Genomic DNA, 9,003 nt, shown 5'->3' with positions numbered 1-9,003 from the left:
GCGGAGGGATTCAGTTCGACGCGCTTTTGTCGCCGCCGGGGTGATGCTCGGCGGAAAATTGCGCGAAATCCATTTTGCCGACCTCGATCGCCGCCTTGGTGCGGCTATAGACGTTCAGCTTGCGCAGAATCTCGGAGACATGCGCCTTGACGGTGGTTTCAGCGACGCCGAGCTCATAGGCGATCTGCTTGTTCTGCAGGCCGGCGCGGATCATGTCGAGCACACGCAATTGCTGCGGGGTCAGATCCTGCAGGCGGCGCAGCATGTCGCCGCGCTCGATCTCGGAAGGCTGAGGCTGGTTGATGTCGCGGAAGCGCTCCGGGAGATAGACCGAGCCGTTGAGCACTTCATTGATCGCATGGGCGAGTTCGCCCTTCGAGGTCGCCTTGGAGACGAAGCCCGCCGCGCCCAGCGCGAGCAGGTCGCGCACGACGCGCGGATCCTCGTGGGCGGAGACGACCATGATCGGAAGATGCGGATGGGCCGCGCGCACCCGCACCAGGCCGGACAAGCCGGTGGTGCCGGGCAGGAACAGATCGAACAGGCCGAGGTCGATGCTCTTTTCCGTCGCCAGGACGTCAAGCGCCTCCTCGATCGTGGTGGCTTCGAAGATTTCGCATTTGGGGCGCTCCATCCGCACGGCGCTTTCGAGCGCCTCGCGAAACAGAGGATGGTCGTCGACGATCAGAATGCGCGTCATGTGGCGTTTCCCGGTGCCAATCTGCCTGGGCGGCGGAGTGATCCGCCGCCGCTCCGCCGGGCGATTCTTTTCCAGAACCGTCCGCGGCGGCGACCCCTGAATGTGCGCCTTGACGGCGGCGCGCGCAAGTCGCGCGAAACGGCGCCTGCGCAAAGAACCGAAACGGCGCGTGCGCAAAGAACAATGAGCGGCCGGGCGAAACGCACGGCCGCCCAAAGGGCTTCGAAAGCGAAGAAGCCGCGACGGTCGCTCCCGGATTTGCAGCCCGGGAGCGGCCGCGCCGCCTTATTTCGCGGCGGAATGCGGGGCCAGCTTGAACACCCAGTAGGAGCCGCCCTGGTTGATGCCCTTGAAGGTCTTGGCGACTTCGCCGCCCCACAGAGGCACGGCGCCGCCCCAGCCAGCGGCAACGCCGACCATCTGCTCGCCGTCCTGTTCCCAGGTGATCGGCGGCGCGACAATGCCGGTGCCGACGTTGAACTTCCACACTTCCGCGCCGGTCTTGGCGTCGAAGGCCATCAGATAGCCTTCCGGCGTGCCGGTGAAGACCAGGCCGCCAGCGGTGGTGAGAACGCCGCCCCACAGCGGAGCCTTGTTCTTGTATTCCCACACCACCTTCTGGGTGACCGGATCGATCGCCTTCAGCGAGCCGATGTGATCTTCGAAGATCGGCTTGATGTTGAAGCCCGCGCCGAGATAGGCCGCGCCCTTCTTGTAGACGACCGGCTCGTTGTGGATGTCCATGCCCCATTCGTTCGACGGAACGTAGAACAGCTTCGTCTGCTGCGAATAGGCCATCGGCATCTGGTTCTTGCCGCCGAGGAAGGACGGAACGGAGAACACTTCCGCGCCCTTCTTGCCGTCTTCCGACTTGGTCGGGTCGCCCGGACGGCCGTCTTCGGTATAGATCGGACGGCCGTTGGCGTCGATGCCCTTGGCCCAGGTGATCTTGCTCACGAAGGGCATGGCCGAGATGAACTTGCCGTTCGTGCGGTCGAGCACATAGAAGAAGCCGTTGCGGTCGGCGGTGGCGCCGGCCTTCACGGTCTTGCCGTCCTTGGTCAGGTCGAACGAAATGAATTCGTTCACGCCGTCGAAGTCCCAGCCGTCATGCGGCGTGGTCTGGAAGCCCCACACGAGCTCGCCGTTTTCCGGATTGATGGCGAGACGCGAAGCCGTCCACTTGTTGTCGCCCGGACGCAGCCAGGAGTTCCACGGAGCCGGATTGCCCGAGCCGAAGAACACCAGCTTGGTTTCCGGATCGTAGGTGCCGCCGAGCCAGGTGGCGCCGCCGCCGGTCTTGTACATGTCGCCGGCCCAGGTCTCGCCGGCTTTGCCCGTCATGGTCGTCTCTTTGCCCTGATAGGTGCCCATCAGGCCTTCGAGCACGGGACGGCTCCAAACCAACTCGCCGGTGTCCGGGTTGCGGGCCTCGACGCGGCCGACGACGCCGAATTCGCCGCCGGAGACGCCGGTGATGACCAGCGCGCCATTGGCCTTGGTCGGGACGATGATCGGAGCGGCGGTATTGGAATAGCCGGCCTTGAAGTCGTCGATGGCCTTGTGCCACACGACCTTGCCGGTCTTGGCGTCAAGCGCGTAGATCTGGGCGTCGAGCGTGCCGAAGAACACCTTGTCGCCATAAATGGCGGCGCCGCGGTTCACGACGTCGCAGCAGGGCATAATGCCTTCCGGCAGGCGGGCGTCGAACTCCCAGATCTTGTCGCCGGTCTTGGCGTCGACGGCGAACATGCGGCTGTAGGAGCCGGTGACATAGACGACGCCGTCATGAACCAGCGCCTGCGACTGCTGGCCGCGCTGCTTTTCGCCGCCGAACGAGAACGACCAGGCCGGAACCAGATATTTGACGTTGGCGACGTCGATCTGCTTCAGCGGGCTGAAGCGCTGGCCGTTGAGGCCGAGGCCCCAGGTGACGACTTCCTTGGTGTTGGCGGGGGCGCTGAGCAGGTCCGCGTCGGTGACGCCGGCGGCCATAGCGGCCCCGGCGAAGGCCATCCCCAGTGCGGAGACGCCAGCCAGAAGAGTGCGTTTCATCATTCCATGTCCTCCCAAAGACCTGCGCCGGATCAACCGACGCAATTTGACCGGCGCGGCGGCTGTGCGGCCGCAGCGCCAAGACCGAAATCGGTCACCGTTCTTGCGCCGGCGGCCGCCAAGTGACGCCGTAGGACGCAAAAATCTTCTTGAGTTCGCCGGATTCCGCCAGGCGCGCCATTTCTTTGTCGATGGCGTCTGCGAGATCGACGGAATCCGCCTTGACCGCGCCGCCGATCGGCCAGTTCTGGACGAGGCGGTGTTGCGGGTAAATGATGCTGACCGGCTTGTCGGTCTGATGCGCAAGAGCCTCGACCAGCGCGGATTCGCCGTAGAAGGCGACCACCTCGCCCTTGTCATAGGCCTGCGCGGCCTTGGCCTCGCCGCGCACATGCACGACATTTTGCACGAGCTTGTGGTCGCGCGCGGACAGAAGAATGATGTCCGACAGGGTGCCGATGTCGACCGCCACCTTTTCGGTCTCGAACAGAGAGAAATCCTTGGCGGCGTCGGCCTTGTCGGGCTGCACGGCCATGGCCAGGCTTTCGATCTGATAGGGCGCGGTCAGCTTGATCTTGTCATTGTCGGCTTCGATCTTGGCGTCGTGCGGCACATGCAGCATCACATCGCCGGGCTGCTCGCCCAGCAGCGACCCGCGCCAGACGCCGTTGCGCAGATCGTCGTCGAGATTATCGTCGGCGCGGAGGAACATATAATCCGCCTTGACGCCCAGCGCCTTGGCCAGCGCCGCGCCGATCTCGACATCGACGCCCTTGCGGACGCCATTCTCTTCCCATGACCAGGGCTTGTAATCGCGATAGACCGTGACGCGCAGGACGCCGCCCGACTGGACGTCGCGCAACGGTCGGCCGACCGCCGCCGACGACGCGAAGGCGGCGCCGGCGGCGAGCAGGCAGAACAGTGCGCGGAAGGTCGCGCGCATCGAGGTCAATTGCCCTGGTAACGGGAGTCGAGATAGGTCCGGATCGCCCACATGGCTTCCTGCGACAGAGTGCCCTCGAAGGCCGGCATTTTGGTGATGCCATTCTGCGTATAGCCATGACGGATACGGTTGATGAACCAGGCGTCGCCGTCCTCGCCCTTGTCGAGATAGCGCAGGTCCGGCGCGATGCCGCCCGATTCCGCTTCGATGCCGTGGCAGCGGGCGCAGTTCTGGTTGAAGCCGGACGCGCCGATCTTCGTCGCGAGCTCATTGCCGCGATAGGGGTTCTTCTCCAGCCAATCGGGGCCGACCGGCGGCAGGCCGGTCGTATCGACGGGCTGCGGGGTCACGTCGCCATGCGCGAACACGCGCTGGGCGCCGAAGAGAGACATGAAAACGGCAAGGGATATCCCGAGAGTGCGGGTCGTAAACGCCACGATTTTCCTCCAGATTTTTGCGTGATCTTAGAGAGCGGCGTCGCGAGGGAAATTGTACTTTGGCGCCCTTGAGGGAGGAGAATTGGTCGCGCGGCCATGCGCGACCTAGTGCATCGCGCGCGAGCAAAACGCCGCGCGCGGAAAAACGGCGCGTATCGGCTCAGGCGTCGCTTTTTTCGCGCAGGCGCTCGATGCGCCGCGGCGCGAACCCCTCGATCTTTTCGGCGGAATCGCGCGCGGCGATTTCCGCGATCAGATCGTGACGCGGCGATTTCACGCAAATCGGATCGCAGGCGGAAGCGTCGCCGAGCAGCGCCATGGCCTGGCAGCGGCAGCCGCCGAAATCCTCTTTCTTGCGCTCGCAGGAGCGACACGGCTCCTGCATCCAGTCGTCGCCGCGATAGGCGTTGAATCCCGGCGAATTTTCCCAGATATCGGCGAGGCTCTTTTCGCGCGCGTTCCAGAATTCGAGGCCGGGTATGGTTTCGGCCGCATGGCAGGGCAGCACCTTGCCCTGCGGCGTGACATTCAGGCCGACGCGGCCCCAGCCGCTCATGCAGGCTTTGGGATATTTGGCGTGATAATCGGGCGCCACATGATCGATGACGATCTGCCCCTTGTAGAGCGCGCGGCGCTCTTCGACTTCCGCATAAGCCTTCTCGCTCTGCGCGCGCGTCGGCATCAGATGGGCGCGGTTGCGCAAAGCCCAGCCGTAATATTGCGTATGCGCGATCTCGATCCGCCGCGCGCCGAGCCGCATCGCGAAATCCACCATTTCCGCCGCGCGCTCGACATTGGCGCGGTGGATCACGGCGTTGACCGTGAGCGGCAGGCCCTCTTCCGCGATCCAGCCGGCGACCTCCAGCTTTTTCCGGAAACCGCCCTCATAGCCGCCGATCCAGTCGGCGCTCCTGGCCTCGGCGTCCTGGATCGAAAGCTGGACGTGATCGAGCCCGGCGGCGGCGAGTTCGGCCAGCGAGGTGCGGGTCAATCCGACGCCGGAGGTGATGAGATTGGTGTAGAGTTCGAGCTTGGCGCAATGCGCGACCAGTTCGCGCAGGTCGCGGCGCGAGGCCGGCTCGCCGCCTGACATATGGACATGCAGCACGCCCAGCGCGGCGGCCTGGGTGAAGATGTCCAGCCATTCCTGCGTGGACATTTCCGTCTCGCGCCCGCCCATGTTCAACGGATTGGAGCAATAGGGGCAGGACAAGGGACAGCGATAGGTCAGCTCCGCGAGCATGGCGGAGGGCGGGAACAGGGGAGGGCGCGTGTTGGTCATAGGCCGAGCATCCGCTTTTCGAGCAGGCCGTTGAGCAGGCTCCGCACGTCGCGTTCGACCATCGCGCGATCGGCGCCATATTTGGCGGCGAGATCGTCGACGATGGTCGACAGCGCGGCCGAACCGTCGCAGCGCTGCAGAATATCGACGCTGATGGCGTTGAGACGCAGATAGCGCTCCGGCGCCAGCAGCACCCAGGTCTTGCGGACCTGATCGTTCTTCAATCGGACGCCGCGCAGCAGGCGCGGCCGTGACTCGGGGGCGAGTTCCGGCGTCGCGATCGCCGTCGTTGTCGTCTCAGTCGTCACCATCGCCGTCGCCGTCATGTCCGCGCCTCCGAGGAGTCGATGCGCTGGCCATCATAGCCGATTTCCCAGCCGGACGCCTCAACCTGCGCGCGCTCCGCGGAATTGTGGCGGAGCGCCGGATTGGAATTGTTGATATGGATGAAAACGCGCCGCTTGATGGCGAGATCTGCGAGCGAGGCGATCGAGCCCTTTTCGCCGTTCATCGCCATATGGCCCATGCGCCAGGCGGTCTTGGGCAGCAGGCCGAGGCGGATCATTTCATCGTCCTCGAACGTCGTGCCGTCGAAGAAAATAATATCCGCGCCGTCGAGCCTTTTGCGCAGCTTGTCGGTGATGCGGGCGCAGGAGGGCATGTAATAGAAACGCTTGTCGCCCTGGCGGATTTCGACGCCGACCGTGGTGTCGCTCTCCGCGCCAAGCTCGATCTCGGCCTCGTTTTTCGATTCGAGATAGAGCGGGATTTTCCCCGGCGCGACAAAGGCGGTCAGGGTGAAGCCGAGGCCGGTGTCGACGGTCTGTTCGATCTCGACCGTCTCGCGCTTGACGACCTCGGGATTGAGCACGCCAAACACGCCGCCGATTGTATTGGCCATGACGCTTTTCGTCGCCCAGAGCGTGAAGGGCTGCATCTCGCGCATGACCAGCAGGCCGGCGATATTATCGACGTCGCCATTGGGCGCGAAGACGCCCTTGATCGGCGAATGGCGCGGCGCGACTTTCGGGTGAAGCTCGGGATTGGCGATGATCTGCTGGCGCAGGTCGGGCGTCGCCGACAGCACGATCCAGTTTTCGCCATCGGCGCTCGCCGCGAGGCTGGCCTGGTTGCGCGGCGCGATGCGTCCGTCGCGCTCGAAGGCCAGGCGGCAATTTTCGCAAAGGCAGTTCCACTGCGGAAGTCCGCCGCCCGCCGCGGCGCCAAGCACAAGAAATTTCACGTGACCGACCTTGCTTCCATCCGAGGCCCGGCTTCAGCGGCCGGCCTTCTGGCCTTCGTCCGGACCCGGCATCCGTTCGGCTTGAACCGGGGCGGCCGAACCCCTCGCGCGCTCGCGCGAGTTTTATGGCGGAATGAGTTTAATAGCCTGTTCGACAGCGCCGCGCGTCAGGCCACGGCTAGAAAATCGTAAGATTTTCGTCAAGGCGCGGCAGCGGGAAGCGCCGCAGGCCGCCAGAACGCCAATACGCGAAAACCCCACCGGCGCGTGGCGTCCGATGGGGCGAAACCGCTATCGACGTTCGAAGCGATCAGATCTCGGCCGACATATAGCTGGTGACTTCCATGCCGACGCAGATTTCGCAGGCTTCGGGGGCGGTCCAGGTCATTTCCGTCATGCTTTCCTCCGTAAAAGTTTGCGCCGGGTCTTTGCGCGTCGCGGGTCTTCGGCACATCCAGGGACAGGCCGCGTTGCGCCGCGGCTCCATTTTCAGAGCACTCAATCCCTGCGCTCAAGATAGGTCGCGACGCAAGCCAGTCTACGGCGCCAAAGTAGCAGCCGACACTTAAATTTGGCTCATTTCTTGTGCGACGCAGCATTATTCTTGCACTGCAAAATATTCGCGCGGGCCCTGTCGTCGAGCCAGAGGGTCAATGGCACTAAAGAGCAGTATCACGACGCGCTTGCCGGGGATTAATGTGCGCTCCGTCGAACGCGACAGAGCAATAAGCGTCATGTCCTGGGGAGGTCATGCGATATTTTGATCGCCAACGCGCGCCTGCGCTGGAGTTCTCGCGCCGCCGGAAGGGCGGAGCGGCGGCTCGGCGCAGGTTTTTTGACGAGGAGCGCGCTGGCGCTCCGGCGCGCGTCCGGTCGACGCGATCGAGCATAATCCCAAAGGGATCTTGGCTGAAGAGATCTTGAGCGGTCCGGGGCCGGCAGGCCGCCCGGCGAGGCGCCGGCCGGATCGTTTGCGAAACACGCCGCAAGGCGCGATGTCTATGGAGGAAGGTCTATGTACCAGGAAGCCGTATCCAATCTTACCGGAAAGAATCTGATCAAGTCGAAGTTCGACAATTTCATCGGCGGCAAATGGACCGCTCCGGTGCGCGGCCAGTATTTCGACAAGCTCAGCCCCGTCTCGGGCAAGGTCTTGTGCCAGGTCGCCCGGTCGACCGCCGAGGATATCGAACTCGCCATCGACGCCGCTCACAAGGCCCGCGAAGCCTGGGGCCGCACGCCCGCCCAGGAGCGCTCGCGGATCCTGCTGAAAATCGCCGATCGCATCGAGGACAACCTCGCCACCATCGCGCTGGTCGAGACGCTGGACAACGGCAAGCCGATCCGCGAGACGACCTATGCCGACATTCCGCTCATGGTCGATCATTTCCGCTATTTCGCCGGCGTGCTGCGCGGCCAGGAAGGCGGCATTTCGGAAATCGATCACGACACGATCGCCTATCACTTCCATGAGCCGCTCGGCGTCATCGGCCAGATCATTCCCTGGAACTTCCCGCTGCTGATGGCCGCGTGGAAGCTGGCCCCCGCGCTCGCCGCCGGCAATTGCGTGGTGCTCAAGCCCGCCGAACAGACCCCGGTCGGCATTCTGGTTCTGCTCGAGCTGATCGGCGATCTGCTGCCCGAGGGCGTGCTGAACGTCGTCAACGGCTTCGGCGCGGAAGCCGGTAAGGCGCTGGGCCAGAGCAAGCGCATCGCCAAGATCGCCTTCACCGGCTCGACCGCCACCGGCCGCATGATCGCGCATTACGCCGCCGACAACCTGATCCCGGCGACCCTGGAGCTGGGCGGTAAATCGCCGAACATCTTCTTCGCCGACGTCATGCAGGACGATGACGAATATCTCGACAAGGCGCTGGAGGGCTTCACCCTGTTCGCGCTCAACCAGGGCGAGGTCTGCACCTGCCCCAGCCGCGCGCTGGTTCAGGAATCGATCTACGAGAAGTTCATCGAGCGCGCCGTCAAGCGCGTCCAGGCCATCAAGCAGGGCAGCCCGCTTGACATGAGCACCATGATCGGCGCCCAGGCCTCGAACGAACAGCTCCACAAGATCCTGACCTATATCGACATCGGCAAGCAGGAAGGCGCGGAAGTTCTGACGGGCGGATCGCGCGCCCAGCTCGGCGGCGAGCTGGAGCAGGGTTATTACATCAACCCGACCGTGTTCCACGGCAACAACAAGATGCGCATCTTCCAGGAAGAGATCTTCGGCCCGGTGCTGTCGGTCACGACCTTCAAGGACGACGCGGAAGCGCTGGCGATCGCCAATGACACGATCTACGGCCTCGGCGCCGGCGTGTGGACCCGCAACGGCAACCGCGCCTA

General features: G+C 64.1%; 9 protein-coding genes. 1 reads left to right on the top strand and 8 read right to left on the bottom strand.

From position 1 onward, the window contains the following. Positions 1-10: 10 nt before the first annotated feature. The 8 genes from ACE3S9_RS10170 to pqqA form a co-directional block, all read right to left on the bottom strand. Entirely contained in the window at positions 11-700 is a 690-nt protein-coding gene (locus ACE3S9_RS10170; RefSeq protein ID WP_374546343.1) for a response regulator, read from the bottom strand. Positions 701-985: 285 nt separating this feature from the next. Continuing rightward, on the bottom strand, positions 986-2,758 hold the full coding sequence (locus ACE3S9_RS10165; RefSeq protein WP_374546342.1) for a PQQ-dependent methanol/ethanol family dehydrogenase: 1,773 nt from the start codon (positions 2,756-2,758) through the stop codon (positions 986-988). A 91-nt stretch (positions 2,759-2,849) separates the two neighbouring features. Next, a complete protein-coding gene (locus tag ACE3S9_RS10160) occupies positions 2,850-3,698 on the bottom strand; it encodes a substrate-binding periplasmic protein (protein ID WP_374546341.1) in 849 nt (282 codons plus the stop codon). Between the two features lie 5 nt (positions 3,699-3,703). Further along, a complete protein-coding gene (gene pedF / locus ACE3S9_RS10155) occupies positions 3,704-4,090 on the bottom strand; it encodes a cytochrome c-550 PedF (protein ID WP_374546344.1) in 387 nt (128 codons plus the stop codon). A 205-nt stretch (positions 4,091-4,295) separates the two neighbouring features. Further along, positions 4,296-5,417: a pyrroloquinoline quinone biosynthesis protein PqqE gene (gene pqqE, locus ACE3S9_RS10150; RefSeq protein ID WP_374546340.1), complete on the bottom strand. Its 1,122-nt coding sequence runs from the start codon at positions 5,415-5,417 to the stop codon at positions 4,296-4,298. Beyond that, positions 5,414-5,743: a pyrroloquinoline quinone biosynthesis peptide chaperone PqqD gene (gene pqqD, locus ACE3S9_RS10145; RefSeq protein WP_374546339.1), complete on the bottom strand. Its 330-nt coding sequence runs from the start codon at positions 5,741-5,743 to the stop codon at positions 5,414-5,416. Before pqqD ends, pqqE begins: the two co-directional genes overlap by 4 nt. Then, positions 5,740-6,660 (bottom strand): pyrroloquinoline quinone biosynthesis protein PqqB, encoded by a 921-nt coding sequence (gene pqqB, locus ACE3S9_RS10140; protein ID WP_374546338.1) that lies wholly within the window; start codon positions 6,658-6,660, stop codon positions 5,740-5,742. The genes pqqD and pqqB overlap by 4 nt, the downstream gene beginning before the upstream one ends. A 310-nt stretch (positions 6,661-6,970) precedes the next feature. After that, positions 6,971-7,162 (bottom strand): pyrroloquinoline quinone precursor peptide PqqA, encoded by a 192-nt coding sequence (gene pqqA, locus ACE3S9_RS10135; RefSeq protein WP_374546337.1) that lies wholly within the window; start codon positions 7,160-7,162, stop codon positions 6,971-6,973. Positions 7,163-7,675: 513 nt separating this feature from the next. On the opposite strand from pqqA, the gene ACE3S9_RS10130 reads away from it, so the two are divergent. After that, positions 7,676-9,003: aldehyde dehydrogenase family protein (locus tag ACE3S9_RS10130; RefSeq protein WP_374546336.1), on the top strand; the 1,328-nt coding region annotated here is incomplete at its 3' end.

It is taken from the genome of Rhodoblastus sp. (assembly GCF_041915505.1).
Lineage (GTDB): Bacteria > Pseudomonadota > Alphaproteobacteria > Rhizobiales > Beijerinckiaceae > Rhodoblastus.
This window is presented reverse-complemented; position numbering and strand designations above follow the sequence as displayed.

Coding starts and splice junctions, on each gene's coding strand:
- ACE3S9_RS10170 (WP_374546343.1), bottom strand. CDS start 700: ATGACGCGCATTCTGATCGTCGACGACCATCCTCTGTTTCGCGAGGCG.
- ACE3S9_RS10165 (WP_374546342.1), bottom strand. CDS start 2,758: ATGATGAAACGCACTCTTCTGGCTGGCGTCTCCGCACTGGGGATGGCC.
- ACE3S9_RS10160 (WP_374546341.1), bottom strand. CDS start 3,698: ATGCGCGCGACCTTCCGCGCACTGTTCTGCCTGCTCGCCGCCGGCGCC.
- pedF (WP_374546344.1), bottom strand. CDS start 4,090: ATGTCTCTCTTCGGCGCCCAGCGCGTGTTCGCGCATGGCGACGTGACC.
- pqqE (WP_374546340.1), bottom strand. CDS start 5,417: ATGACCAACACGCGCCCTCCCCTGTTCCCGCCCTCCGCCATGCTCGCG.
- pqqD (WP_374546339.1), bottom strand. CDS start 5,743: ATGACGGCGACGGCGATGGTGACGACTGAGACGACAACGACGGCGATC.